24 protein-coding genes are annotated in these 23,528 nt (G+C 64.4%); 11 read left to right on the forward strand and 13 right to left on the reverse strand.

Annotated elements, in window-relative coordinates; all coding sequences use genetic code 11:
- Positions 1-22: 22 nt before the first annotated feature.
- The 4 genes from GR158_RS10865 to GR158_RS10880 are packed head-to-tail and all read left to right on the forward strand — an operon-like array spanning position 23 to position 3,856.
- A complete protein-coding gene (locus GR158_RS10865) occupies positions 23-886 on the forward strand; it encodes a carbohydrate ABC transporter permease (protein WP_160871105.1) in 864 nt (287 codons plus the stop codon).
- Entirely contained in the window at positions 883-1,695 is an 813-nt protein-coding gene (locus GR158_RS10870; RefSeq protein ID WP_160871106.1) for a carbohydrate ABC transporter permease, read from the forward strand. Before GR158_RS10865 ends, GR158_RS10870 begins: the two co-directional genes overlap by 4 nt.
- Positions 1,696-1,712: 17 nt before the next feature.
- Positions 1,713-2,756 (forward strand): NAD(P)-dependent alcohol dehydrogenase, encoded by a 1,044-nt coding sequence (locus tag GR158_RS10875; RefSeq protein WP_134651111.1) that lies wholly within the window; start codon positions 1,713-1,715, stop codon positions 2,754-2,756.
- Positions 2,757-2,758: 2 nt separating this feature from the next.
- Positions 2,759-3,856 carry an ABC transporter ATP-binding protein gene (locus GR158_RS10880; RefSeq protein ID WP_160871107.1) on the forward strand — a complete coding sequence of 366 codons (1,098 nt, stop codon included), beginning with the start codon at positions 2,759-2,761 and terminating at the stop codon, positions 3,854-3,856.
- Positions 3,857-3,902: 46 nt separating this feature from the next.
- Here the strand turns inward: GR158_RS10880 and GR158_RS10885 are convergent, their stop codons facing one another.
- From GR158_RS10885 to GR158_RS10900, 4 genes are all read right to left on the reverse strand, one after another.
- Entirely contained in the window at positions 3,903-4,370 is a 468-nt protein-coding gene (locus GR158_RS10885; RefSeq protein ID WP_202402240.1) for a DoxX family protein, read from the reverse strand.
- A 20-nt stretch (positions 4,371-4,390) separates the two neighbouring features.
- Positions 4,391-5,143, reverse strand: a complete 753-nt coding sequence (locus tag GR158_RS10890; RefSeq protein WP_160871222.1) for a DUF2063 domain-containing protein — start codon at positions 5,141-5,143, stop codon at positions 4,391-4,393.
- A 2-nt stretch (positions 5,144-5,145) separates the two neighbouring features.
- The gene (locus GR158_RS10895; RefSeq protein ID WP_160871109.1) at positions 5,146-6,000 is read right to left on the reverse strand and encodes a DUF692 family multinuclear iron-containing protein; all 855 of its coding nucleotides are present in this window, start codon (positions 5,998-6,000) and stop codon (positions 5,146-5,148) included.
- 62 nt (positions 6,001-6,062) lie between these two features.
- Positions 6,063-6,344 (reverse strand): DUF2282 domain-containing protein, encoded by a 282-nt coding sequence (locus GR158_RS10900; protein ID WP_160871110.1) that lies wholly within the window; start codon positions 6,342-6,344, stop codon positions 6,063-6,065.
- A 201-nt stretch (positions 6,345-6,545) separates the two neighbouring features.
- Between GR158_RS10900 and GR158_RS10905 the strand changes: the two genes are divergently transcribed.
- Together GR158_RS10905 and GR158_RS10910 are read left to right on the forward strand one after the other, a co-directional pair.
- A complete protein-coding gene (locus tag GR158_RS10905; RefSeq protein WP_134651101.1) occupies positions 6,546-7,100 on the forward strand; it encodes a sigma-70 family RNA polymerase sigma factor in 555 nt (184 codons plus the stop codon).
- A gap of 1 nt (position 7,101) precedes the next feature.
- Positions 7,102-7,737 (forward strand): NrsF family protein, encoded by a 636-nt coding sequence (locus GR158_RS10910; protein ID WP_160871111.1) that lies wholly within the window; start codon positions 7,102-7,104, stop codon positions 7,735-7,737.
- Between the two features lie 12 nt (positions 7,738-7,749).
- Here the strand turns inward: GR158_RS10910 and GR158_RS10915 are convergent, their stop codons facing one another.
- A complete protein-coding gene (locus GR158_RS10915) occupies positions 7,750-8,766 on the reverse strand; it encodes a helix-turn-helix domain-containing protein (RefSeq protein WP_134651097.1) in 1,017 nt (338 codons plus the stop codon).
- Positions 8,767-8,907: 141 nt separating this feature from the next.
- Here GR158_RS10915 and GR158_RS10920 point away from each other — a divergent pair, with 141 nt between their 5' ends.
- From GR158_RS10920 to GR158_RS10940, 5 genes are read left to right on the forward strand one after another with little or no spacing between them, the layout of a single operon-like run.
- Complete coding sequence (locus tag GR158_RS10920) at positions 8,908-9,768, forward strand: sugar phosphate isomerase/epimerase (protein WP_160871112.1); 861 nt, start codon at positions 8,908-8,910, stop codon at positions 9,766-9,768.
- On the forward strand, positions 9,765-11,282 hold the full coding sequence (locus GR158_RS10925; RefSeq protein WP_160871113.1) for a sugar ABC transporter ATP-binding protein: 1,518 nt from the start codon (positions 9,765-9,767) through the stop codon (positions 11,280-11,282). Before GR158_RS10920 ends, GR158_RS10925 begins: the two co-directional genes overlap by 4 nt.
- Entirely contained in the window at positions 11,279-12,256 is a 978-nt protein-coding gene (locus tag GR158_RS10930; RefSeq protein WP_160871114.1) for an ABC transporter permease, read from the forward strand. Before GR158_RS10925 ends, GR158_RS10930 begins: the two co-directional genes overlap by 4 nt.
- Positions 12,253-13,236, forward strand: coding sequence for an ABC transporter permease (locus GR158_RS10935; RefSeq protein WP_160871115.1), 984 nt, complete (start codon positions 12,253-12,255; stop codon positions 13,234-13,236). Before GR158_RS10930 ends, GR158_RS10935 begins: the two co-directional genes overlap by 4 nt.
- A 52-nt stretch (positions 13,237-13,288) precedes the next feature.
- Complete coding sequence (locus GR158_RS10940) at positions 13,289-14,419, forward strand: substrate-binding domain-containing protein (RefSeq protein ID WP_246665617.1); 1,131 nt, start codon at positions 13,289-13,291, stop codon at positions 14,417-14,419.
- A 110-nt stretch (positions 14,420-14,529) separates the two neighbouring features.
- Here GR158_RS10940 and urtE read toward each other — a convergent pair whose 3' ends face one another.
- The 8 genes from urtE to GR158_RS10980 all read right to left on the reverse strand — a co-directional run bounded on the left by urtE (position 14,530) and on the right by GR158_RS10980 (position 23,115).
- On the reverse strand, positions 14,530-15,225 hold the full coding sequence (gene urtE / locus GR158_RS10945) for an urea ABC transporter ATP-binding subunit UrtE (protein WP_134651087.1): 696 nt from the start codon (positions 15,223-15,225) through the stop codon (positions 14,530-14,532).
- Entirely contained in the window at positions 15,225-15,974 is a 750-nt protein-coding gene (gene urtD, locus GR158_RS10950) for an urea ABC transporter ATP-binding protein UrtD (RefSeq protein WP_134651084.1), read from the reverse strand. Before urtD ends, urtE begins: the two co-directional genes overlap by 1 nt.
- A 1-nt stretch (position 15,975) precedes the next feature.
- Positions 15,976-17,115 carry an urea ABC transporter permease subunit UrtC gene (gene urtC / locus GR158_RS10955; RefSeq protein ID WP_160871116.1) on the reverse strand — a complete coding sequence of 380 codons (1,140 nt, stop codon included), beginning with the start codon at positions 17,113-17,115 and terminating at the stop codon, positions 15,976-15,978.
- Positions 17,116-17,119: 4 nt separating this feature from the next.
- Complete coding sequence (urtB, locus tag GR158_RS10960; protein WP_160871117.1) at positions 17,120-18,013, reverse strand: urea ABC transporter permease subunit UrtB; 894 nt, start codon at positions 18,011-18,013, stop codon at positions 17,120-17,122.
- Positions 18,014-18,080: 67 nt separating this feature from the next.
- Positions 18,081-19,328 (reverse strand): transporter substrate-binding domain-containing protein, encoded by a 1,248-nt coding sequence (locus GR158_RS10965; RefSeq protein ID WP_160871118.1) that lies wholly within the window; start codon positions 19,326-19,328, stop codon positions 18,081-18,083.
- A 248-nt stretch (positions 19,329-19,576) separates the two neighbouring features.
- Positions 19,577-20,185 (reverse strand): ANTAR domain-containing response regulator, encoded by a 609-nt coding sequence (locus tag GR158_RS10970; RefSeq protein WP_134651076.1) that lies wholly within the window; start codon positions 20,183-20,185, stop codon positions 19,577-19,579.
- A gap of 8 nt (positions 20,186-20,193) precedes the next feature.
- Entirely contained in the window at positions 20,194-21,345 is a 1,152-nt protein-coding gene (locus GR158_RS10975; RefSeq protein WP_160871119.1) for a transporter substrate-binding domain-containing protein, read from the reverse strand.
- 222 nt (positions 21,346-21,567) lie between these two features.
- Complete coding sequence (locus GR158_RS10980; protein WP_160871120.1) at positions 21,568-23,115, reverse strand: amidase; 1,548 nt, start codon at positions 23,113-23,115, stop codon at positions 21,568-21,570.
- Between the last annotated feature and the right edge of the window lie 413 nt (positions 23,116-23,528).

Consider the following 23,528-nt stretch of genomic DNA (forward strand, 5'->3'; position numbering starts at 1 on the left):
CGCGCGATCACGAGGAAAATCCATGACATCGAGAACCCGCCTGCCTGCCGTCTTCCTCGCGCCGCCGCTGCTCATCCTGGCGGTGCTTGCCTTCGTGCCGACGGCCTATGCGATCTACATTTCCTTCCGCAACCGCGAGCTCAGCCGCCCGGACGGCAGCTTCGTCGGCCTTGCCAATTACATCGATCTCTTTTCGGATCGCCGCTTTATCAATGCCATCGGCGTGTCGCTGACCTGGGAGCTGGTCACGGTCACGCTGACGTTGCTGGTGGCCATCGTGCTCGGCATCCTGATGTTCGAATTCGCCTCGGCGCGCCAGCGGGCGGTGCTGACGCTGATCTTCCTCGTACCGGTCATCCTGCCGCGCGTTTCGGCCGCCTTCGTCTGGAAGTTCGCCTTCCATCCGCTCTACGGCATCGTCACCTATCCCTACAAGGCGATAACCGGCCAGCCGCTCGACCTGCTGTCGAACCCGGCAACGGCGCTGATGACGGTGGCGCTCGTCGATGTCTGGCAATGGGGGCCGTTCTTCGGTGTCATCGTGCTGAAGCTTCTGGAAACGCTGCCGCCGCAGCCCTTCGAGGCCGCCCGGCTCGATCACGCGCGCCCCTGGGAAGTCTATCTCTATGTGGCACTTCCCATGCTCAAGGCGCCGCTCATCTCGCTCACCTTCATCAAGATGATCGAGTCACTGCGCGCGTTCGACCTCATCTATGTCATGACCCGCGGCGGGCCCGGCATCGTGACGGAAACGCTGGATATGTACGCCTTCTCGCAAGGCTTCATCGAATCCGGCCGCATCTCCTACGCCTCCAGCATGGCGGTGCTGATGATGGTCGCGACGACGGTCATCTTCACGGTGATCTGGAAGAGGGTGAAGCCATGAGCCTGTCACGTTTCCTCGGCAAGTCCGTGCTTTATCTCGCGGCCTTCTCCGCCATATTCCCGATGGTCTGGACGGCGATCAACGCCTTCAAGAACCGCGTCGACATCGTGACGCCGACGCCGCTCTTCATCTTCACGCCGACACTCGACAACTTCGCCTATGTGCTGGGGCGCGACAGCGTGGCGGCCGGCCTCGTCAATTCGGTGATCGCCGCCGGCGGTTCCGTCCTGATCGGAGCGCTGCTCGGCCTGCCGGCCGCCTATGCGATTGCCCGCTACCCCAACCGCTGGTCCGCCGACATCCAGTTCTTCGTGCTGTCCCTGCGGTTCCTGCCGCCGGTCGCCGTGGCGATCCCGCTCATGGTGATCTGGCTCGATCTTGGCTTCTACGACACGCGGCTCTCGCTGATCGTCACCTATACCCTGCTGACGCTCGCCACCGTCATCTGGCTCGGCGTCCCGGCCTTCGCCCGCGTGCCGAAGGAAGTGGAGGAGGCGGCAAGGGTCGATGGCTACGGGCCCTATGCCGTGTTCTTCCTGACCGCATTGCCCATTGCCTCGCGCTCGCTGATCGGCGCCGTTGCCTTCGCCTTCGTGCTTGTCTGGAACGAGTTCCTGATCGCGCTGATGCTGACGACCTCGGATGCCAAGACGCTGCCGATCGTCGCCTCGGAACTCACGCAGCTCGGTCGCGACGTGCCCTGGGGCATCCTCAATGCCTCGGTGGTTCTGCTTTCCATACCGCCGCTCCTGCTCATCGGCATTCTGAGCGGCCTTCTCAACAATGCCTTCCGGCGCAAGAGCAATTGATGACAGGACATATAGCCATGCAAGCCTTGGTTCTCGAAGAAAAGGGCGTGCTTGCCCTTCGCGACATCGACCTCCCGCAGACCGTCGGCCCCGACGATGTGAAGATCGCCATCCACACGGTCGGTGTCTGCGGCAGCGACGTGCATTACTACACCCACGGCGCCATCGGCCCCTATGTGCTGCGCGCGCCCATGGTGCTCGGTCACGAGGCGGCGGGCACCATCGTCGAGGTCGGCGAGAATGTGCGCTCGCTCGCCGTCGGCGACCGGGTGTGCATGGAGCCCGGCATTCCCGATCTCTCCTCGCGTGCCTCGAAGCTCGGCCTCTACAATGTCGATCCCGCCGTCCGTTTCTGGGCGACACCCCCCGTGCACGGCATTCTCGCGCCCTATGCGGTGCATCCCGCCGCCTTCACCTATCGCCTGCCCGACAGCGTTTCCTTCGCCGAGGGCGCGATGGTCGAGCCCTTCGCCATCGGTATGCAGGCTGCGACGCGCGCCCGCATCGTGCCGGGCGATGTCGCGGCCGTCATCGGCGCGGGGCCGATCGGGATCATGGTGGCGCTGGCGGCACTGGCCGGCGGGTGCAGCCGGGTGCTGATCTCGGACTTTTCCGCCGAGAAGCTCGCCATCGCCGCCGCCTATCCCGGCATCGAAGCGGTCAACCTCAAGGAAACCACCTTCGCCGCCGCCGTCGATACGGCCACCCGCGGCTGGGGCGCCGACGTGGTGTTCGAGGCGAGCGGCAGCGCGAAGGCCTTCGAAGGCCTCTTCAATCTGGTGCGGCCGGGCGGCGCGGCGGTGCTCGTCGGCCTGCCGGTGGATGCCGTGCGTTTCGACGTGGCCGGCGCCATCTCGCGCGAGGTGCGCATCGAGACGGTTTTCCGCTACGCCAATGTCTTCGACCGCGCGCTGGAGCTCATCGCGTCCGGCAAGGTCGACCTTAAGCCGCTGATCACCGGCACCTATGCCTTCAAGGACAGCATCGCCGCCTTCGACCGGGCGGTGGAGGCGCGGCCGACCGATGTGAAATTGCAGATCCTTGTCGCGGAGGAGGGGTGAGCATGGCCAATATCGTCTGTTCCCATGTCGACAAGGCCTACGGTGCCGTCAACGTCATCAAAGACTTCAACCTCGAAATCGACGACCATGAATTCGTGGTCTTCCTCGGCCCGTCCGGCTGCGGAAAATCCACGCTTTTGCGCATGATCGCCGGGCTGGAGGAAATCTCCGGCGGCACGGTCTCGATTGCCGGGCGCACGGTCAACGACCTGGAGCCGCGTGACCGCGGGGTCGCCATGGTGTTCCAGAACTATGCGCTCTACCCGCACATGACGATCCACGACAACATCGCCTTCGGCTTGAAGCGCATGAAGGTCGACAAGGCGGAAATCGAAAGCCGTATCAAGACGGTTGCCGGTACGCTCGGGTTGGAGCCGTATCTCTCCCGCAAGCCGACGGAACTGTCGGGCGGCCAGCAGCAGCGCGTGGCGATCGCCCGCGCGATGATCAAGACGCCGCGCGTCTTCCTCTTCGACGAGCCGCTTTCCAACCTTGACGCCAAGCTGCGCAACCACATGCGCGTCGAGATCGCGCGCCTGCATCAGAGCCTGAAGACCACCACGATCTACGTGACCCACGACCAGCTCGAGGCCATGACGCTCGCCGACCGCATCGTGCTGATGAAAGGCGGCGCCATCGAGCAGGTCGGCACACCGGCGGAGATCTACGAGCGGCCCCGAACCCTGTTCGTCGCCGGCTTCATCGGCACGCCGAACATGAACTTCCTCGACGTCACGGCGCGCGCGGACGGCAGCACATGGCTGCTGGATGGTGACGGCGTACGGTTCCGCGTCAGCCGCGAGCGCTTCGAGATCACCGAAGGCCAGGCGCTGACGCTCGGCGTTCGGCCCTCGGCCCTGTCGCCGTCGGCGGATGCCCGCGGCGGCGAGAACACGCTTGCCGGCGTCACCGATCTCGTCGAGTTCCACGGCGACAGCGCGCTCATCTCCTTCCGTGTCGGCGGCAAGGAAATCGGCGCCCTCGTCCCGGCCGGCAGCCGGCCGACGCGCGACGCCCCGGTCTCTTTCTCCGTCAGCGGCGAAAACCTGCACGCGTTCGATCGTGCGACAGGCCTGTCTGTGCTGCGCCGTAATGCCTAGGACAGACCCAGGCGTTCAAACGCGGTGGCTAGGAATGAGGCCCCCCTCACTTTCCCCGCCGCCTCGTTTGACCCGCGATCAGCGCATCCAGCGACAAAGGACCCGGTCCCCGGGCTGCGATGAAAAGCAGGCAGGCCGCCCAGGTGCCATGAGTCGGCCAGGCCCCGGGATAGACGAAGATCTCGATCACCAGCGTCATGCCGAGGAGCGCCAGCGCGGACAGGCGGCTCGCCAGGCCGACGACCAGCAGAAGAGGAAATATATGCTCTGCCAGAGCTGCGAGATGAGCGGCAAGCCAAGGGTCTATAAGGGGGAGCTTGTATTCATTCTCGAAAAGGTAGAGCGCATTGTCGGACAGCATCCAGCCATTGACCTTCGTCTGGCCCGACTGCCAGAAGACGGCTGCGATGGAGAGGCGTGCGATCAGCGCGATCAACCCGTTCGGGATGCGTTCGAGCGCCGCGACCACCCTTTCGGAAAGGCTGCGGGCGACGCCTGTTGCATGATCAGTCATCGCGTCGGTTCTCATTGGCTTTAGCCCTCCCTGAATGTCGTGAAAGCCCCGGAACGGAGCAGGATGGCAAGGGCATGCGAAAGATCGAAATCCTCGCCGCCGGCAAGTGCTGCCGCTTCGCCGAGCATTGATCCGGCAGCAAGCCTGCGCAGGAAGTTCGCGCAATCGCCCGGCAGCGGGATGACGTCGACGATCAGGCGTGGACGAACGACAAGCACGTGCTCTCCATCCCAGTGCTCCAAGTCGGCGAGCGGCCGCTCGCCGGTATTCATCGCCCAGATGGTATGAAACGGATGGAGCGAGGACAGGATCGATAGGGATGGATGGGGAACAAAGATCAGCTCCTCGAGCCGGCGCGGATCGATACCGGCGAGCTTACCGGGATCGAGCGGTGATGCGTCGGCCGCGTGATAGGCCTGGCCACGCGCGAACTCCAGCCGCATCACATCCGCCAGATAGACGACGTCTCGTGCCGGCTCGAAGCGCGCGGCAAAATCCGGGAACGCGTCGCCATAGGCAAGCAGCACGGGTGAGCGCGGTGGGCAGGCCCTGATGAATGCGCCGGCCATGGCGCGGAAGAAATCCGCTCCCACGATGCGTTCGGCTGCCGGAAAGCGAGCGGCGAGCGCCCCGGTCAGGCTTGTCTCGACATTGTTGCTGTAGACGGCGTAGCGCCTCTGAGGCGTCGCCTTGTTCCAGGCGGCCAGGCCCGGCGGTGGCGGGTGCGCGTCGAACAGCCCGGCGGCGAAAGCGGATTGCATGGTTTGCGACATGGTCAAGCCACCCTCTTGCGTGCGGCCGCGTCGAGCAGCCGCTGCGCGGCCGACGCCTCCTCGCGCAACACCGGCCAGGCGGGCACGTCGTTGTCCCATTCGATCAAACTTGCGATCGGGCCGGTGTTTTGAAGAACCGTCCGATAGAGCGCCCAGACGGGGTCCTTCACTGGCGTATCGTGGCTGTCGACGAGCAGAGGGGCGCCGAGATCGTCGACGATCTCGGAATGGCCGCCGAGATGGATTTCGCACACGGCCTCCAGCGGGAAGCGGGCGATGTAGTCGTGCGGGTCGATATTGTGGTTGGTTGCGGCGACAAAGACGTTGTTGACGTCGAGCAGCAGCCCGCAGCCGGTTCGCCGCGCGATTTCCGCAAGAAACGCCGTCTCCTCGATCGTGCTTTCGGCGAAAAGAAGGTAGGTCGCAGGATTTTCCAGAAGCATGCGGCGGCCGAGAACCGCCTGTACCGTGTCGATATGATCGCAGACACGGTCGAGCGTCTCCCGTGTATAGGGCAAGGGCAGCAGGTCGTTGAGGAAGACGCCGTCATGCGTGGACCAGGCGAGGTGCTCGGAAAAACTTTCCGGCTGGTAGCGGTCGCAAAGCGTTTTGAGGCGGGAAAGATGCGGGCGGTCCAATGCCTGCATGGAGCCGATGGAAAGGCCGACACCGTGGATGGAGAGCGCGTAGTCTTCACGCAGCCGGGCAAGCTGGGCATGCGGTACCCCACCGTCACCCATGTAGTTTTCCGCATGCACTTCGAAAAAACCGACGGGCTGCGGCTCGGCGAGGATGTCGGCGAAATGCTCCGGCTTGAAGCCGATGCCCACGCGCGAGGGAAGGGAGGACGCAATCATGGCAAACCTTTCGGACGGGAGGTGACGGCGTCGTATGACGCCGTCCGTTGGCGATCCGGCGATCAGGCGGGAGCCGGGCCCTGTTCCAGCATGCCGTGGCCGGTCGGGGTCTTCATCGAAACGCAGGTGCCTTTCGGGACCAGCTTGAAGGCGTTCTGCTGATAGTCGACCCTGGAAGTGCCCGCGCAGGTGGTTCCGGGTCCGGCGGCGCAGTCGTTCTGGCCCTTCATCGCAATGCCGTAGCACTTCTCCTTGGCGTCATCGGCGGCGGCTGGCGTGGCGATGGCGGCAAGTGCGGACGCGAGCGATCCTGCAAGAGCGAGGGTGGCGATCGTGGTCTTCATTCTTCATCTCCGTTTTCGGCCCAGCCGTCATTGACTGAACATGAACGGCTACGCTGAGCACCGGGGCGGCGTTACAGGATCGAGAGCGAATTTTCGTGCAACGGTGTTTCATCGTGCCGTGTGCCGCCTTTTACGAGGCGGGTCGCATTTCTTTTGCGGGTCGGGTAACAATCGCGTGTTTGCCAGCGTAGGCCATGAGACGTGAAACAGTCGGCGCGCGAAGAGGAATGGGCGGCCTGGCTGCGCCTTGCCATGAACGGCGATGCGCAGGCCTATAACCGTTTCCTGATTGCAGTGACGCCGCACCTGCGCGCCATGGCGCGGCGGCGCTGCGACCAGTACGGCGCGCCGGCAAGCGAAGCGGAAGACGTGGTGCAGGAAGTCCTTCTGGCGGTTCATCTGAAGCGTGCCACCTGGGACACGACCCGGCCCCTCGGCCCTTGGCTGACGACGATCGTGCGCAACAAACTTGTCGACAGCCTGCGCCGCCGCGGCCGTCATGCGCATGTTCCGATCGAGGATGTCGCGGATTTTCTGGAGGCGGGGGAAGTGTCCAGCGATGCGGCCGACCGGCTCGACACGGAAAGCGTTCTGGCGCGTCTGAAGGATCCGCAGCGTGATATCGTGCGCTCCATCTCTCTGGAAGGGAAGGGCGTGCGTGAAACGGCGGCGCGGCTGAAAATGAGTGAGGTCGCGGTGCGCGTTGCTCTCCACCGAGCGCTGAAGTCGCTGGCCGCCCTTTACCGGAGCGAATGACATGAAGACAGACGATCTGATCACCCTAATGGCGCAAGATGCGCCCGTTCGGCTTCGTTACAGCCGCGGGATGATGCTTGCGCTGGGGGTGGGCATCGTCTTGTCGGCTCTGCTGCTGACTTCCACCGTCGGACTGCGGCACAACCTGGCCAGCGTCGTCGAGACGCCGCGGGTGTTCTTCAAGATCATGGTCACGGTACTGCTCGCCGTACTTGCCGCGCGGCTTGTGTCGCGCATCGGCCGGCCCGGGGCCGCAACGCGGCTCCCGGCCTTGCTGCTTGTCGTGCCCGTTATGGCCGTTTCGGCAGCGGTATTCACCGAACTTGTGGCGCTGCCGGTCGCTTCCTGGCGGGCCAACTGGCTCGGTGGCAATGCTCTGTTCTGCCTGTTCTTCGTGCCGCTGCTGTCGCTTGCGCCGCTTGCAGCACTTCTTTTCATTTTACGCAATGGCGCGCCGGAAAACCCGACATCTGCGGGGGCTGCGGCCGGTCTTGCCGCCGGTGCAATCGCCGCCGCCATCTATGCATGGCATTGCCCTGATGACAGCCCGCTCTTCCTTGCGACCTGGTATACGATCGCCATCGGGGCCGTAACCGCCGTCGGGGCGCTTCTCGGCCGCAGGCTGCTGCGCTGGTAACCGGCCAGGCGCCTAGCGCGCGTGGCTCGGGGCATGGCCGTAGCGCTTCTTGAAGGCGTTGGAGAAGTACTGACTGGAATTGAAGCCGCAGCTGAGCGCGATTTCCGTCACGCTCGTATTGTGCGGCTCCCGCAGAAGGCGTGAGGCTTGCTCCAGCCGCAGGTGCTGGAGGTACTGGCGCGGCGCCATGTTGGTGAGCTTCTTGCAGTAATCGGAAAAGCGGGTGCGCGACAGGCCGCATTCCTCCGCCATGCCTTCCAGCGTCCAGTCCTCGTCCAGCGCATGCGCGAGACGGCGCAGGAAAATCGCGACCGTGTGCTGCGAGGTGGAAAGGTCGGGATCAAGTGCCGGCACCTGCTCGCTCATACGATCGATGAGGCTCAGCATCATCGCATTGATCGCGACCTTGAGGCGAGTCTCGCCGTCCTCGGGGCTGCGTTCCAGAAGGATGGAGGGGATCGCCTCGAAGGCCCGGCACAGTTCGAGGCCGCCGTCCCAGACGGGCTGGTTGTTCTGCGTCAGGATTTCGCCGAGACGGGTCGCCTCCGCGCGGGAAAAGACAAGCCAGTCCGGCCAGTCCGGTGTCTCGCTCGGCCGGCGCAGGCCGGCATCGAGGATGATCCAGAGCAGCCGGCTCGGCCCGACATTCGGGCTGCCGATCGAATGCAGCTGCCATGGGCGAATGACGATGAACTGCCCCTGGCTCAGCGTATGGGGCGTGTCGTCCACGACGAGATCGAGGCTGCCGCGCGCGAGGTAGGCTATCTTGAAGCCTTCGTTGCAATGCCGGCCGAGCCCCCAGGTCTGGCTGTGGCGCGCGTCCCAGAAACCGACGGTCCGGATGCCCGACAGTCGCCCATCCAGCGAAATGCCGGGATAATTTCCCCGCGTCCAGGCATGCAGTTCGACCTCGCCGCGGCGCGCCGCGGCCTGCAGTTCCTTGCAATTGTCAGCATACATGACCGAGTCTGGCTGGCGGAAAACAGAGGGCCTGTAGCCGGCCGGAGAAATCACCGTGTGCCTGTTCATTTCGCGCCTCCCAACACAAAACGACTTAAGAAATTTACCACTGTTGTCATCCGCAAGATTGCACGAGTCAAGTCTGTCATTGTGGGTCTCGTTGACGGTGGTCCTGAGGAGAGGGCCATCGCGGCGAAGGGGAGGACGTCAGTGAAGGTCGCATTCAACCTGCTGGTCATCGGTGCGGATATCGGCATGCAGCACGCGCGCCAGCTCGAGCGGCTGAAGGCGCTCGGCTACGATGCCGTAGAGGTTCCCGTCTTCTCCGGCAAAGAGCAGCACTATGCGGCGGTCGGCCGGCTTCTTGCCGATATCGGCCTCGTCGCCGGTGCCGCGGCCGTCGCGACGCCGGAGGCCAACCCCATCAGCGCAGACGCGTCGGTGCGGGCGAAAGCCCGCGATCACCATCGCTGGATCGTCGACTGCACCGCAGCCATGGGTGGGGAGATTGTCGCCGGCCCGCTGCACTCCCCTGTGGGTGTCTTCACCGGGTTTGGGCCGACGCCGGAGGAATTCGATCGCTGTGTGGAGGCGATGCATGCATTGGCGGACTATGCGGCACCGGCGGGTGTTCGCATTTCGGCCGAAGCGGTCAACCGTTTCGAATGCTACATGATGTCGACCGTTGCGCAGGCGTCGGCCGTCTACCGCGCCGTCAATCACCCGAATTATGGCTACATGTTCGACACGTTTCACGCCAATATCGAGGAAAAGGATCCGCCGGCGACCTACGAGCGCTACCATAATGAGATCAACCATTTTCATGTTTCGGAGAACGATCGGGGCGTCCCGGGCTCCGGCCATGTGCCCTTCGCCGCGCATTTCGATGCGCTGCGCCGCTGCCGCTACGATGGCTGGCTGACGGTGGAATCTTTTGGCCGTGCCCTGCCGGAGCTTGCCGGTGCCACACGCGTCTGGCGCGATCTTTTCGATGACCTCGACAGCCTCTTTGCCGAAAGCGTCGCCTTTGTCAGGCGCGAATGGGCGGCGGCGGGAGAGCGGCTGGCATGACGGTCGAACCCGCCCTCGCCATGACCGGCATCAGTAAGGCCTTTCCGGGCGTGCGTGCACTCGACGCGGTGGATTTCGAGTGCCTGCCGGGCGAGGTCCATGCCATCTGCGGCGAGAATGGCGCGGGCAAATCCACACTGATGAAGATCCTTGGCGGCAGCTACCGCCCGGATGCGGGCGAGATTCGTCTAGCGGGCAGGGCGGTGCATTTCACGCATCCACGGCAAGCGGCCGAGGCGGGCATCGCCATCATCCACCAGGAGCTCAGCCTCCTGCCGCACCGCACGGTGGCGGAAAACATCTTCATGGGCCGCGAGATCGCCAAACGCGGCATGCTCGACAAGGCAGCCATGCGGGACAGGGCGGCAGGGCTTCTTGCGCGCGTTGGCGCGGATGTCGATCCGCAAACGCTCGTCTCCTCGTTGTCCATCGCCGTGCAGCAGCTTGTCGAAATCGCCAAGGCGCTGCTTCTCGACGCGCGCATCCTTGTCATGGACGAGCCGACGGCGGCCCTCGACGAGCGCGACAGCCGCACGCTTCTTAATCTCGTGCGCACCCTGCGCGGCGAGGGGGTATCCATCGTCTATATCTCCCATCGCATGCCCGAGGTCACGGCCATCGCCGACCGCATCACCGTGCTGAAGGACGGCCGCAGGATCTGGACGCGACGCACCGGAGAGGCGCCGGTCGGCGAGATCGTGCGGGCGATGGTCGGCCGTGACCTCAAGGATTTCTACCCGGCCCCGCCATCGTCCGCGCCCGGCCCTGTGCTGCTTGCGGTTGAGGAGGGTGCGAATGCCTACATGCGGGACATCGCCTTCGAGGTGCGCACAGGCGAGATCGTCGGCGTGGCAGGACTGGAGGATTCCGGCAAGGCGGCGCTGGCGCAGGCGCTGGTCGGCGACGCGCCGTTAACGAGCGGAACGGTGTTCCTGCGTGGTCAGCCGTTGGCGCTTCGAACACCCCGCCAGGCGACGGCAGCAGGCATCGGCTATCTGCCGGGCGACCGCAAGGGCGAGGGGCTGGCACTGCGCCAGTCCGTGCGCGACAACGCGCTTCTTGCCCTGCGCGCCATCGCGGGGCTTTTCACGCGGCCGGAACATGGCCGTCTGGCACCCGATGCCATCGACGAGAAACTGCGTGCCATGGATGTGCGCGCGGCGGATTTCGGCCAGGAGATCGGCACGCTCTCGGGCGGCAACCAGCAGAAGGCGATCATCGCGCGCTGGCTGGCGCAGGAATCCGACGTGCTGGTCTTCGTGGAGCCGACACGCGGCATCGACATCGCCGCCAAGGCTGCGATCTACGAGACCATGCGCCGCTTCGCCGATCTGGGACGCGGCATCGTCGTCGTCTCTTCAGATATGCCGGAGCTGATCGGCATCGCTGATCGCATCGTCGTCATGCATCGCGGCCGAATGGCTGGAACAGTACCGCGTGGCGCGCAGGAGGAGGACGTCATGCACCTCGCGCTCGGCACCAGCGGTGCGCCGGAAAAGGAGGAAAGCCCATGACGACGGATATTACCAGGATCACGCCGCGTGCGCCGCGCCTGCCGGTCTCCGTACTGCTCGCGGGCTTGTCTCTCGGCTTCTACATCATCATCGCGCTGTCGACCGGCGAAACCGCGCAGTTGAGCGCATCGGGCATCCTCGGCCTCTTCCAGCGCATGGTGGCGCTGGGTCTGGTGGCCATCGGGCAGACCTTTGTGATCCTCGTCGGCTCGATCGACCTTTCGGTCGCGGCACTCGTCAGCGCCGTCGCCGTTCTCGCCTCGCACGTCATGCAGGGCGATCCGACCATGATGCTGCCGGCCATCGTGCTTTGTCTTGGTCTCTGCCTCATGGTCGGCCTGATCAACGGCGCGCTGGTCGCATATGGCGGGATCAATCCGCTGATCGCCACGCTCGGCACGGGGCTCGTCATCCAGGGCGTTCTGGCGGCATCCTTCGGCATGTTGCAGGGGGCGGTTGCGCGCGAGTTTCAGGTCCTGGCCTATGGTGGGCTACTAGGGGTGCCCTATTCGCTCGTGCTTCTCGCCGCGCTGTCGCTGGCCGCCGCCTTCGTGCTGGACCGCACCCTGTTCGGCGCGCGCATCTATGCCGTCGGCGGCAATCCGGACGGCGCGCGGCTTGCCGGTATTCGCACCGAGCAGGTGATCCTGTCCGCCCATGTCGTGGCTAGCCTCTTCGCCGGTGCGTCGGGGCTCTATCTTGCCGCGCGCCTGCAATCGGGCACGCCCTGGATCGGCCGCGACGGCATCTACGATCTCGAATCCATCGCCGTCACGGTCATCGGCGGCACGATCCTGGCCGGCGGCAAGGGCGGGGTGGCGGGCACGCTTGCCGGCGTGCTGCTCTTTGCCAGCCTCGATGCGGGCTTCAACATGCTGGGCATCGATGCCTTCCTGAAACAGGTGCTGCGCGGCGCCATCGTGATCGCAGCCGTCGCCGTCCACGCCGTCCGCACGAAGGGGCATGTCGCATGACCACCGCGCCGCAGGCCTCTGCGCTTCCCCGCCGCCCCGCGCGCATCGCGCTCAATGCCGGCCTCGTGATCTTCGTCGTGCTCTATGCCGCCATCGCCTTCCTCCAGCCGAACTATCTGGAGCCGGGGCTGTTCATGAACTTCCTGCGCCGCGCGGCACCGCTCGTCATTCTCGCCTGCGGCCAGCTTTACGTCATCCTGACCGGCGGCTTCGACCTGTCCATGGGCGCCGTCGCGACGCTCGTCGTTCTGGCGGCATCGATCCTCATCAACGGTGATCCGGAGACGACCTGGGCCGTGATCGGCGCACTCTATGTCATGGGTATCGCCGTCGGTCTGGTAAACGGCCTCGTCGTCGCCTTTCTCAAGGTGCCATCGATCATCGCGACGCTCGGTGCCATGCTGTCCGTCAACGGTCTGGCGCTTGCCTGGTCGGGGGGTGCGGCGCGCGGCGACCTTCCCGAGAACTTTCGCAATCTTGGTCGGCTCGTGCTGCGCGACGTGCCGTTCGTTGGCACGCTTCCACTGGCGGTGATCGTCCTCTTGGGCTTCGTCGCGATCGCCTGGTGGGGGCTGAACGGTACGGTCTATGGCAAGCGCGCTCTTGTGGTCGGCGACAACCCGCGCGCGGCGGAACTGGCCGGCACGCCGGTCGCCGCCACGCGCATCCTCGCTTTTGTCGTCTCGGCCGTGTCGGCGGTGACGGCGGGCATCCTGCTTGGCGGCTTCTCCGGCGTTTCGGTGAATGCCGGAGAGGGGCTGGAACTGCAGGCCATTGCCGCCTGCGTCATCGGCGGCGCGCAGCTGCTCGGCGGGCGGGGCTCGGTGTGGAGCGCGGTGTTCGGCGCCCTCAGCCTCTTTGCCCTTTTCACCCTGCTCAATCTGCTTGGCCTGCCACAGGCGCTGCGCGACAGCATCCAGGGCGCGATCCTGATTGCCGCCGTGGGCGCAACCGTCTGGCGTGGCCGCCGGAGGGCCTAGGGGGAACTCGACATCAACCGCCGGCAAAGCCGGCATTCTGGAGGAGGAAGACATGACATTCAGGACACTTATGGCGACCACGGTGGCGCTCACATTCGCCAGCCAGGCGCTGGCGCAGGATTTCAACGATCCAGCCGAGTTCAAGAAGCAGCGCGAGCAGTTGGCGATGACGCCTCAGGGCCCGGAAGGCCAGCCCTGGGCGCAGCATCTCGGCGAGGGAATGGTCGATACGGTGAAGTACAAGAAGGACGGTCAGGTCACGCTCTGCTTCTCCAATGCCGGCGTCTTCAACCCATGGCGCGTGGTGGGCCTCAACAACCTCAATGCCGAGGCTGACCTGCACAAGGATCGCCTCAAGGAGCTGATCGTCGTGGACGCGGAAGGCAAGGACGACAAGCAGATTTCCGATATCGAGGCGCTGGTCAGCGGCGGCAAGTGTGATGCGCTGATCGTGTCGCCGAACACGACGGCGGCGCTTACCCCGGCTGTCGAGGCGGCCTGCGGCAAGCTCCCGGTCATCGTCTTCGACCGCGGCGTCAACACGTCCTGCCCGGTCACCTATATCCATCCGGTCGGCGGCTACGGCTTCGGGATTACGTCGGGCGAGTTCATAGCCGGCAAGCTGAAGAAGGGCGACAACGTGCTGGCGTTGCGCATCATGCCCGGCGTCGACGTGCTGGAGACGCGCTACTCGGCGGCGAAGAACATCTTCGACGAAGCCGGCATCAACGTGATCGGCTCTGAATTTACCGGCAGCGACCGGGCGAAGACAAAGTCCGTCGTGGAAGACTACATCAATCGCGGGGTCAAGATCGACGCGGTGTGGATGGATGCCGGGGATACGGCGACGGCTGCGCTGGAAGCCTTCGAGGATGCGGGCCTGCCCTATCCCGTCATCAGCGGCGAGGACCAGCAGGACTTCCTGCGCAAGTGGCAGTCGGACAAGCTGACGGCTATCGGTCCATCCTATCCGACTTATCAGTGGCGCACGGCCGTTATCGCCGCGCTGGATGTGCTTGACGGCAAGCAGGTGCCCGGACCGGAATGGGTGCTTCCGCAGCCGGCGATCACGCAGGACGTGCTGGCCGACTATGTCGACGAGCGGATGCCGCCGCTGCACTACAGCCTGTGCGGCTGCCAGGATTTGCCGGGCTATCCCGAGCGCTGGGGCGGCAAGAAGTAAGGGAACGGAAAAGCCAGGGGAGGGGGCGGTTTCGCCCCCTCGTCGCGTGGAGCGGCGGGCCGGCTCTCTCGGCCCGCCCTGTCTCCGGCCCTCCCTGCTTTCCGCACGGACTAAACCGTCATATGGCGATGCACGAGGTCATCCGTCAGCGCGGAAACCGGGCCTTGCGCGACGATGCTGCCCTTTTCCATCATGGCGAAATGATCCGAGGCCTCGCGCGCAAAGGCGATGTTCTGCTCCACGAGGATCACCGTCATGCCGAGTTCACGGTTGAGACGCACGATGGCACGCTCGATTTCCTCGACGATGGAGGGCTGGATGCCTTCGTTGGGCTCGTCGAGCAGCAGAAGCTTGGGGCCTGTGGCGAGCGCCCTTGCAATGGCCAGCTGCTGCTGCTGCCCGCCCGACAGGAGGCCGCCCTGACGGTCGAAATTCTCGACCAGATAGGGAAAGAGCTCCCCGACCAGTTCAGGCACGACATGCTTGCGGTCGGCACGTGCGAACGAGCCCATGAGGATGTTTTCCCGCACGGTGAAATCGGGAATGATCTCGCGGCCCTGCGGCACATAGGCGATGCCGGCGCGCGCGCGTTGGTGGGTCTGCGCAGATGAGATATCCTGGCCATCCAGCACCAAGGCGCCGGTGCTGCGGTCCGTCAGTGCCATCAGGGTCTTGAGGAACGTCGTCTTGCCGGTGCCGTTTCGACCGAGAACGCTTGTAATCCTGCCGGCGGGCACTTCCAGCGATATGCCTTGCAGAACATGACTGCGGCCGTAATAGCTGTTCAGGTTCTTGATCGAGAGCATCAGGATATTCCCTTCGAACCGAGATAGGCCGCGCGCACCCGCGCATCGGTCTCGATCTCCGCCACGCTGCCTTCCGCCAGCACCTCGCCGAGATGCAGGACGGTAATGTGCTGGGCGATTTCACGCACGAACCCCATGTCATGCTCGACGACGAGCAGGGTGTGGCGACCCTTGAGGCGGTTGATGATATCGGCGGTCTTGGACGTCTCGGCATGGGTCATGCCGGCCGTCGGCTCATCGAGCAGAATGACCTTCGGGTCCTGCGCCATCAGCATGCCGAGCTCCAGCCATTGGGTTTGCCCGTGGCTGAGGAACGCCGCCGTCTTGCGCGCGACCGCAACCAGGCCTGTCAGGTCCAGTATCTCGGCGATGCGGCGCCGCTGCTCGGCCGAAACACCGAAGCGAAGATTTGCGAAAACAGACGGATGCTTGTTGCAGCAGGCCACCTGAATGTTCTGCTCGACGGTGAGATCGCGAAACACGCTCGGGATCTGGAACTTTCGGCCGATCCCGGCTCGGGCGATGCGGTGCTCCGGCCAGTTCGTGATGTCATGGCCGAAGACGCGCACGCTGCCGTCGGTGCTGCGGATCTTGCCGCTGATGAGATCCATCAGCGTGGTCTTGCCCGCGCCATTGGCGCCGAGGAGGACCCTGAGCTCGCCGCTCGCGACGCTCAGGCTGACATTCTTGATCGCCTTGAAGCCGCCAAAGGCAACGCTCAGGCCGTTGAGTGCGAGTGCCTGGTTCATGTCACGCGGTCTCCGATCGTGCAGCGCCTGCGGTCGCGGAGACCGAAGGCTGTTCATCCCGTTGGAAGCGGGCGACAAGCGAATGGGCGAGCCCGCCCAGGCCGCGCGGCATGAAGAGCACGACGAGCACGAAGATGAGCCCGATAATCGCCTTCCACGCTTCGACAAGCGCCTCGGTCTCGCTGACTTGCGCTTCGATCATGTTGATCAGGATGGCGCCGATGCAGGCGCCGAGCAGCGACGAGCGCCCGCCGACGGCCGCCCACACCACCATCGTCACCGAGAAGGAGAGGTCCATGAAGGTCGGCGAGGCGAATTCGGTGACGACCACGTAGAGCATGCCGGCATATCCGGCGATGGCCGCCGACACGACGAAGAAGAACGTCTGGTAGACGGGCACGTCGAAGCCGAGGTAGCGGGCGCGCAGCTGGTCGTCGCGGATCGCCTGGAGGATGAGGCTCGCCCGTGTGTCGGCGAGCAGCCGTGCTGCAATCAAGGTGAGCGAAAGCGATGCCGCGCAAAGATAGTAGGTGGCCCGGCTGTAGGGATCGAATTCGATGCCGCCGATCGTCAGCCAGCCGAGGTCCGTCAGGCCGTTGAAGCCGTTGGTTATGGGTTGCGCGTCGACCAGGACGAGCCGCACGAGAAGCACGAGCGCCAATGTGATGATCGACACGAAGACGCCGGAGATGCGTTTGCGGAAGATGATGGCGCCGAGCACGCCTGCGATGACGACCGGCAGGACGATACCCATGGCAAGGCCGAACCACTGGTGCTGGAAGGGCAACCAGAGGAAGGATCCCTTGTTGATGCAGCACAGGTCCGTCGGCGCTCCGGGCTCTGCGTTCCACAGCATGAAATCCGGCACTGGCGTGTCCGAGCCCTGCGCCAGGCTTGTGGGACTGGAAAGCTTCAGCGACATGGCGAGCATATAGGCCCCCATGCCGAAGAACAGGCCCTGTCCCAAGTTGAGAATGCCGGCATAGCCCCATGTCAGCGCGATGGCGACCCCGAGCATGCCGTAGACGAGATATTTCGCGATGCGGTTCAGCCAGAACTCGTCGCCGAAAGCCGGAGCGAGGAAGAGCGCGGCAATGAACAGTCCATAGGCCGCGAGCTGGATCTTGCGTTCGAGCGCCATGGGGTCAGCGTCCTTTGTATGAGAAGAGCCCGTTGGGCCTGAACAGGATCACGCCGATCACGACCCCGAAAACCACCGCGCGCGCGATGATGTCGTTCGTGCCGATTGCGACGAGCGCATTGATCTCACCGAGAAGGCCCGAGGACAGGATCGTGCCGAAAATACTGCCGACGCCGCCGGTGACGACGACCATGAAGCCATCGACCACCATGGTCGCGCCCATATCGGGAAACACGGTCTTGAAGCCCGACATCATGACGCCGGCAACGCCTGCGAGCCCCGAACCGAAGGCGAAGGTCAGCGCGTTGACGCGCTTGACGTCGATGCCGCAGGCGGCGGCCATCTTCGGATTGCGGATGATCGCGCGCACCTGCACGCCGGCCGATGTGCGGTAGAGGATGAGCCAGGTCAGCGCCGTCAGCGCGAGCGTCACGCCGATGATGAAGGCGCGGTAGCCGTTGAATTCCAGCCCGGCGACGGAGACCGTACCCTGCAGATAGGCCGGCACGGTCACGTTCTGAAGACCCGGGCCGAGCCCGTCGATATGGATGCCGAAGAAGGTGAGGCCGAATTCGAGACGCACGGCCTGCTGGATGAGGATGGAAATCCCCCAGGTGGCCAGAAGCGTATCGAGAAGGCGGCCATAGAGGCGACGCACCACGAGGCGCTCGATGAGAAGCCCGAGCAGGGCGGTCACCACGAAAGCGATGGGGATGGCGAGCAGGAAATTGGCGCCGAGCCAGATGCTCGACAGCACGGCGACATAGGCGCCGATCATCACCATTTCGCCATGCGCCATGTTGATGACGCCCATGGCGCCATAGGTGATGGCAAGCCCCAGCGCCACCAGCAGCAGGATCGAGCTGAGGCTGAGGCCAATGAAAATCACATCAAACATTGAGCTGTTCCTTCCGGTCAGCGAAAGCCGCCGGGCCGCAAGGACCCGGCGGGCGCTGTTCGCCGCCTTAGCCCTTGAGCTTTGCCTGATCGAGGCCCTTGGCGGTGCAGAACAGGTTGTCTTCGGTCTCGCCATAAGCGGAATAGGGCAGCGGCTTCACCGGGGCCGGCTCCTCGCGGACGATCTTGCTCTGGCCGTCGGCCTGCCACTGGCCGATGCGCGGCGTCATCCAGCAATGCAGGTTGTCGGCGTCGATCGTCACCTTGCCGCCGGGCGCATCGTAGCTCTGGCCGCGAATGGCGTCGCGCACACCCTGCGGATCCAGATTGCCAGCCTTCTCGACCGCCTGTTTCCAGAGGAAGACCTGGAAATAGGCCGCTTCGAGCGAGTGATAGGTAACGGCCTTCGGATCGTTGGTGAACTTGCGGAAATTGTCGATGAAGGTGTGGTTCGCAGGCGTATCGATCGACATGAAGTAAGGCACCGACATGTAGCTGCCGGCCGCATATTCCGCGCCCATCGCGGCGATCTCGATTTCCGAGGTCACCGTCGCGCAGATCGGGATGGTCTCATGGGAAAGACCCTGGTTCTTGAACTCGCGATAGAAGGCGATGATGCTGTCGCCGACCACGTTGGAGAGCACGACGTCGGCGCCCGATTCCTTGATCTTGTTGACCATGACCGCCCATTCGGAATGGCCGAGTTCCAGATACTCGTCCGCCACCCATTCGGCGCCGCTGGCCTCGATGAGCTTCTTGGAGACCTTCGCCATCTCGCGCGGATAGACGTAGTTCGAGCCGACGATGAAGAACTTCTTCTTGCCGAGCGTCTCCACGATCCAGGGAATGTACTTGCCGAGCTGCTGGTTGGGCACCGCGCCGGAATAGACCACGTTTCGCGAGCACTCGAAGCCTTCGTAGTGGGTCTGGTAGAACAGCGTGGCGTTGCGGCGCTCGAAGATCGGCAAGACGGCCTTGCGGCTCGCCGAGGTGTGGCAGCCGAACACGGTATCGATCTTGTTCTTGAGGATGAGGGACGAGGCCTTCTCGCTGAAGGTCTTCGGATCGGAGGCGCCGTCTTCCACGACGACCTCGATTGGCCGGCCGAGCACGCCGCCTGTGGCGTTGATCTCGCTTGCGGCCATCTGCACTGCATTGGCAAGAAGCTTTTCGACGACCGACAAACCACCGGTCTGGGAATAGAGCGCGCCGACGCGGATCGGGTCGGCGGCAAAGGCGCGGCCGATGAGCGTCGGCGCCGAAAGGACGACCGATGCGGCCGCTGTGGTCTTCAGGAAATTGCGTCTGTTCAACATTGTGTTCCCCTTGTTGATGAACGTTGCATGCCGCGACGCCTCCGGACGCCGTAGAACGGCATTCCGGTGCTGATTTTCGCTTTGGTGGGACTGACGACCTTGTCAGGCGACAATAAAAAACCCGCGAGGCTCTTTCGAACCTGCGGGCTACCTTGCCGTTGGCACTTTCCTCTGTGCCGCTTCCATGAATGGCCATGACGTTGCACGGGGACCCATGGATATATTGTGTCCCTCAGGACAGGGACGAACTAAGCACGTTTCGGAGAGGCGCGCAAGTGCTCCTCGGACAGAACGATGGACTTCGCCACCTCCTCGATGGAAACGCGGCGCTCCATCGCCTGTCGCCTAAGATCTTGATATGCTTCGTTTTCCGTCGCCCCATTGTGGGCCATGAGAATGGCCTTGGCGCGGGCGAGCTGCTGGTCGCCCATGGCTTTCCTGCGGTACTTGCGTGCCTCCTTGAGGAGGCGCTGCTGCTCCAGCCAGAGGTTTCTGGCAATGGCGAGATTGGTCAGCAGGCCGAAAGGTTTTATCGGCCGCTCGACCACGGCCTGGGCTCCGCTCTCCAGCACGATCTGGAGTGTCGACGGGTTCTCGTAACCGACGATCGCCAGCATGGTCGGGCCGGGTTTGGGCTGGTTCTTGATGAACCGCTCGATCTCGGGACGGGCGTCGTCCTCGATCGCCAGGAAGACCACGTCGGTGCCGAGGGGCAGCTCCGGTGGAACGGGCCAGATCTGGGTGGGAGTGCAGCCGATACGCCTTAGATGCTCGGTCAGCGACTGGCCCTCGGCGTTGTTGGGATGGAGCACGAGCACCTTGAGGTCCCGGAGATCTCGTAGAAGCGCAAATGACATCCTGCCTCCTAAAGACCGACGGCATCGCGGGTCGCCGACATCGCCGACTCCGGTCTGTATTCCAGCATGAACGGATCGGGCGCGACGCGGACGGAGGGATCGTAGACGATGTCGTATTCGCCGTTTGCGTTCACCTTCGCCACCCGCGGCCACAAATGGGTGTGATTGGTGGCGCCGTCTATCTTCACCAGCCCCTGCGGTGCATCGTATTCGACGCCCGCAAGGGCCGGCAGCAGATCACCGAGCGCCATGCTGCCTGTCCGTTCGAGGGCCTGGGCGAAGAGGTGGACCTGGAAATAGGCCGCCTCGGCCGGTGCAGTCGGAAGGACGTCGTCACCGAATGCCTTGTGGTAGCTTGCGACGAATTCCCGCGCCTGGGGGCGGTCGATCGTGGAGAAGAACGGCGCTGCGGTGACGTGACCCTCGGCGACGCTGGGCGCCAGCTGCCGGAAGTCGGCCTCGCTGGTCGATTGGCTGGCGATGGGCATGTGTTTGGAATCGAAGCCCGCCGCTTTGAAGGCCTTGAAGAAGGGAACGATGCCGTCTCCCACGACCGTGGAATAGATGACGTCGGGCTTCGTGCGACGGATGCGCTCGATGATCGTTGCGATGCTGGCGTCATCAAGGGCGAGCGGAACATACATCTCGTCCACCACCTGGCCGCCGCCGCGCAGGAAGAGATCGGCGATGGTGCGGTTCGATTCATAGGGATAGACATAGTTCGAGCCGACGAGAAACACCCGGTTGCCGTAGTTCTGCGTGAGGAACTGGACGAGCTGCACGGAATTCTGGTTCGGCGCCGCGCCCGTATAGATGCAGTTGCGCGAATATTCGAAGCCCTCGTAGAGGGTGGGATAGAACAGAAGCGCGCCGCGCGCCTCGATCACCGGCAGTGCGGCCTTGCGTGTGCTGGACATGTGGCAGCCGAAGACGACGTCGACCCGGTCCTGGTCGACGAGCTTCAAGGCCATGTCACGATAGTTCGCGGGGATGGACGCGGGGTTGTAGGCGATCGGCACGATGGGCCGCCCCCGCACCCCGCCGGCGCGATTGATCTCGTTTATCGCGAGGAATGTCGCGGCGCGCTGTGTGCGCTCCACCGCGCCGGTCACCCCGGTTTCCGAAAAAAGGACGCCAACGCGCCAATCATCATTCCGCATGCCTACCGCCAAAACAAAAAAGCTCCCGCCCGTTGCCGGTCGAGAGCCACCCCGCTCAAGGATCCTGAAATACCAATAGCCCGGATCATGTCAGGCCGCCGGCAATCTGGCAAGGGCGACATTGCCACGCCGCGCATAAGAGTGAGCGTCGCCGTGCCGTCACACGACCGTTCGAGACGAACCGGGCCGGCACGACATGCCGGCCCGGCTTTAGCGCAGCGGTCAGACCGCCGGCTTGCGATGCAGCGTGGCCTGCTCATAGGCGTAGGCGAAGTTGATGATCTTGGCGTCATCCCACTGCCGCGCGAGGAAGATGAGTTCGAACGGCGCGCCCGAAGCGTAGTATCCGGCGGGCACGGTGATGCCTGGAATGCCGGCAATGTTGAGCTCACCCACCGTGGTTTCCTTGATCGCATCGCCGGAATGCAGGCCGGGCAGTTCGCCAAGCATCTGCGGATAGGCGAGCGCGTCGAGCTGGTGGTGCGCGAACACCGTGTCGAGCAGCCTGAGATAGGTTTCCTTGAGGGCCGCGAATTCCGGCATGGCCGGCGGCACGGCCGGCGCCTTCACGGCTTCCAGGAAGTCCGGCAGCTCGTTGAGGTAGCCGAGGATGGCACCGGGGGCGAGCGGATTTTCCGCGCTCGTCGCAGCGGCAAACTCCTCCCAGCTCTTCAGAGCCGCCTCGGGACCGAGGCGGCGCAGATAGCAGGTGATGTCGTAGGGCAGGGATTCCAGTCCGCGCCCGTCGAAGAACGGCGTGCCGGGCGTGATCTGCCGGTGGGTGTTGAAATCCGTGCCGGCAAAGGGATCGTCGACGAGGATGGCGCCGGCAGCGGCCAGTTCGCCCTTGGCGCGCTGGTAAAGTGCCGCCGTCTCGTCGGAAAGCTTGTCCTTGCGCCAACCCGGACCGTAAAGGCCGATCCGCTTGCCCTTGAGGGCGTCGCGCGAGAGATTGGCGGCAAAGCCGCCCGGCGGAATGTGACCGATGGATGCGAGCGTCTTGGGGTCCTCGCAGGTGAAGCCGGCGATAGCGTCGAGGCAGAGGGCGGCGTCTGCGACCGTGCGGGCGATCGGCCCGACGACATCGCGATTGCTCGAAAGCGGAACGACGCCGGCATTCGGCACCATGCCGATGGTCGGCTTGATGCCGACGAGACCCTGTGCGGAGGCGGGGTTCTGGATCGAGCCGCCGGTTTCCTCGGCAAGGCCGACAAGGCACATATGCGCGGCGACAGCACTTGCCGTGCCCGCGCTGGAGCCGCCCGGCGCGCGGTCCTCGATGGCGACGTTGATCGTCGGTCCCGCCCAGCTGTCATTGGCGTGGGTGCCGGTCCAGCTCAGGATCGGCACATTCGTCTTGCCGAGGATCACGGCGCCCGCGGCCTTCATGCGGGCCGCCACCGGGGCATCCCGCTCGGGGAAGAGATCGATGCCGCCGGTGCCCGAATAGAGCAGGCGCCAGCCTGCCGTGGTCGGATAGCCCACCATGTCGACCGTATCCTTGATGACGACGGGGATGCCGGCCAGCGGCCCGAGCGCTTCGCCGGCCGCCCGGCGGCGGTCGATCTCGCGGGCCTGCTCAAGGGCGTCGTCGCACGAGAAGATAATGGCATTGTATTTGCCGTTCAGCTTCTCCACCTGGGCGAGCGAGGCGCGCACGAGGTCTTCGGAAGTCAGCGTGCCGGCCGCGAAAGCTGCCTGCACCTGCGCAATGGTGAGGCTGCCGAGATCGGCGAGCAGATCGGAAACGATTCTGGCAGAGACGGTCATGATGGGTCCTTTCCGCGCGAGACAAGCGCATGGGGCACCCGGAGTGGTGCTCCGGCTGCGCAAGATGGACCGCAACAGGCAAGACGCGCGCCTTTGCGCGGCGCACGACATCGACGGTTGCGGGTTGATTGTCTGACGTCCTTGTCAGGAGGAGGATCGGCTCGCATCCCCATGTGGCGGGGCAGATGCGCCTGGCCGTGACCGTGGCCTTGCGGCATGGCCGGAGCGGGCAAGGGGACGGTCGAAGAGAGTGTGCGACGCCTGCGAATGTCCGTCAAGGTGGATTCTTGCCGGACACCCCGCAACCCCGAGGCGTTTTGGCGGACACGGTTCGCCAGTCGCGCGGCGGTATTGAAAAAGCGACCGGGTACCGGTTGGATTACGTCCGTTCTGGTCTATGTTCACAGTCACAA

Source organism: Shinella sp. AETb1-6 (genome assembly GCF_009826875.1).
Taxonomy (GTDB): Bacteria; Pseudomonadota; Alphaproteobacteria; order Rhizobiales; family Rhizobiaceae; genus Shinella; species Shinella sumterensis.

What these genes read in the sequence shown, in the direction of transcription:
- GR158_RS10865 (WP_160871105.1), top strand. Translation starts at nt 23, where the DNA reads ATGACATCGAGAACCCGCCTGCCTGCCGTCTTCCTCGCGCCGCCGCTG.
- GR158_RS10870 (WP_160871106.1), top strand. Translation starts at nt 883, where the DNA reads ATGAGCCTGTCACGTTTCCTCGGCAAGTCCGTGCTTTATCTCGCGGCC.
- GR158_RS10875 (WP_134651111.1), top strand. Translation starts at nt 1,713, where the DNA reads ATGCAAGCCTTGGTTCTCGAAGAAAAGGGCGTGCTTGCCCTTCGCGAC.
- GR158_RS10880 (WP_160871107.1), top strand. Translation starts at nt 2,759, where the DNA reads ATGGCCAATATCGTCTGTTCCCATGTCGACAAGGCCTACGGTGCCGTC.
- GR158_RS10885 (WP_202402240.1), bottom strand. Translation starts at nt 4,370, where the DNA reads ATGACTGATCATGCAACAGGCGTCGCCCGCAGCCTTTCCGAAAGGGTG.
- GR158_RS10890 (WP_160871222.1), bottom strand. Translation starts at nt 5,143, where the DNA reads ATGTCGCAAACCATGCAATCCGCTTTCGCCGCCGGGCTGTTCGACGCG.
- GR158_RS10895 (WP_160871109.1), bottom strand. Translation starts at nt 6,000, where the DNA reads ATGATTGCGTCCTCCCTTCCCTCGCGCGTGGGCATCGGCTTCAAGCCG.
- GR158_RS10900 (WP_160871110.1), bottom strand. Translation starts at nt 6,344, where the DNA reads ATGAAGACCACGATCGCCACCCTCGCTCTTGCAGGATCGCTCGCGTCC.
- GR158_RS10910 (WP_160871111.1), top strand. Translation starts at nt 7,102, where the DNA reads ATGAAGACAGACGATCTGATCACCCTAATGGCGCAAGATGCGCCCGTT.
- GR158_RS10915 (WP_134651097.1), bottom strand. Translation starts at nt 8,766, where the DNA reads ATGAACAGGCACACGGTGATTTCTCCGGCCGGCTACAGGCCCTCTGTT.
- GR158_RS10925 (WP_160871113.1), top strand. Translation starts at nt 9,765, where the DNA reads ATGACGGTCGAACCCGCCCTCGCCATGACCGGCATCAGTAAGGCCTTT.
- GR158_RS10930 (WP_160871114.1), top strand. Translation starts at nt 11,279, where the DNA reads ATGACGACGGATATTACCAGGATCACGCCGCGTGCGCCGCGCCTGCCG.
- GR158_RS10935 (WP_160871115.1), top strand. Translation starts at nt 12,253, where the DNA reads ATGACCACCGCGCCGCAGGCCTCTGCGCTTCCCCGCCGCCCCGCGCGC.
- GR158_RS10940 (WP_246665617.1), top strand. Translation starts at nt 13,289, where the DNA reads ATGACATTCAGGACACTTATGGCGACCACGGTGGCGCTCACATTCGCC.
- urtE (WP_134651087.1), bottom strand. Translation starts at nt 15,225, where the DNA reads ATGCTCTCGATCAAGAACCTGAACAGCTATTACGGCCGCAGTCATGTT.
- urtD (WP_134651084.1), bottom strand. Translation starts at nt 15,974, where the DNA reads ATGAACCAGGCACTCGCACTCAACGGCCTGAGCGTTGCCTTTGGCGGC.
- urtC (WP_160871116.1), bottom strand. Translation starts at nt 17,115, where the DNA reads ATGGCGCTCGAACGCAAGATCCAGCTCGCGGCCTATGGACTGTTCATT.
- urtB (WP_160871117.1), bottom strand. Translation starts at nt 18,013, where the DNA reads ATGTTTGATGTGATTTTCATTGGCCTCAGCCTCAGCTCGATCCTGCTG.
- GR158_RS10965 (WP_160871118.1), bottom strand. Translation starts at nt 19,328, where the DNA reads ATGTTGAACAGACGCAATTTCCTGAAGACCACAGCGGCCGCATCGGTC.
- GR158_RS10970 (WP_134651076.1), bottom strand. Translation starts at nt 20,185, where the DNA reads ATGTCATTTGCGCTTCTACGAGATCTCCGGGACCTCAAGGTGCTCGTG.
- GR158_RS10975 (WP_160871119.1), bottom strand. Translation starts at nt 21,345, where the DNA reads ATGCGGAATGATGATTGGCGCGTTGGCGTCCTTTTTTCGGAAACCGGG.
- GR158_RS10980 (WP_160871120.1), bottom strand. Translation starts at nt 23,115, where the DNA reads ATGACCGTCTCTGCCAGAATCGTTTCCGATCTGCTCGCCGATCTCGGC.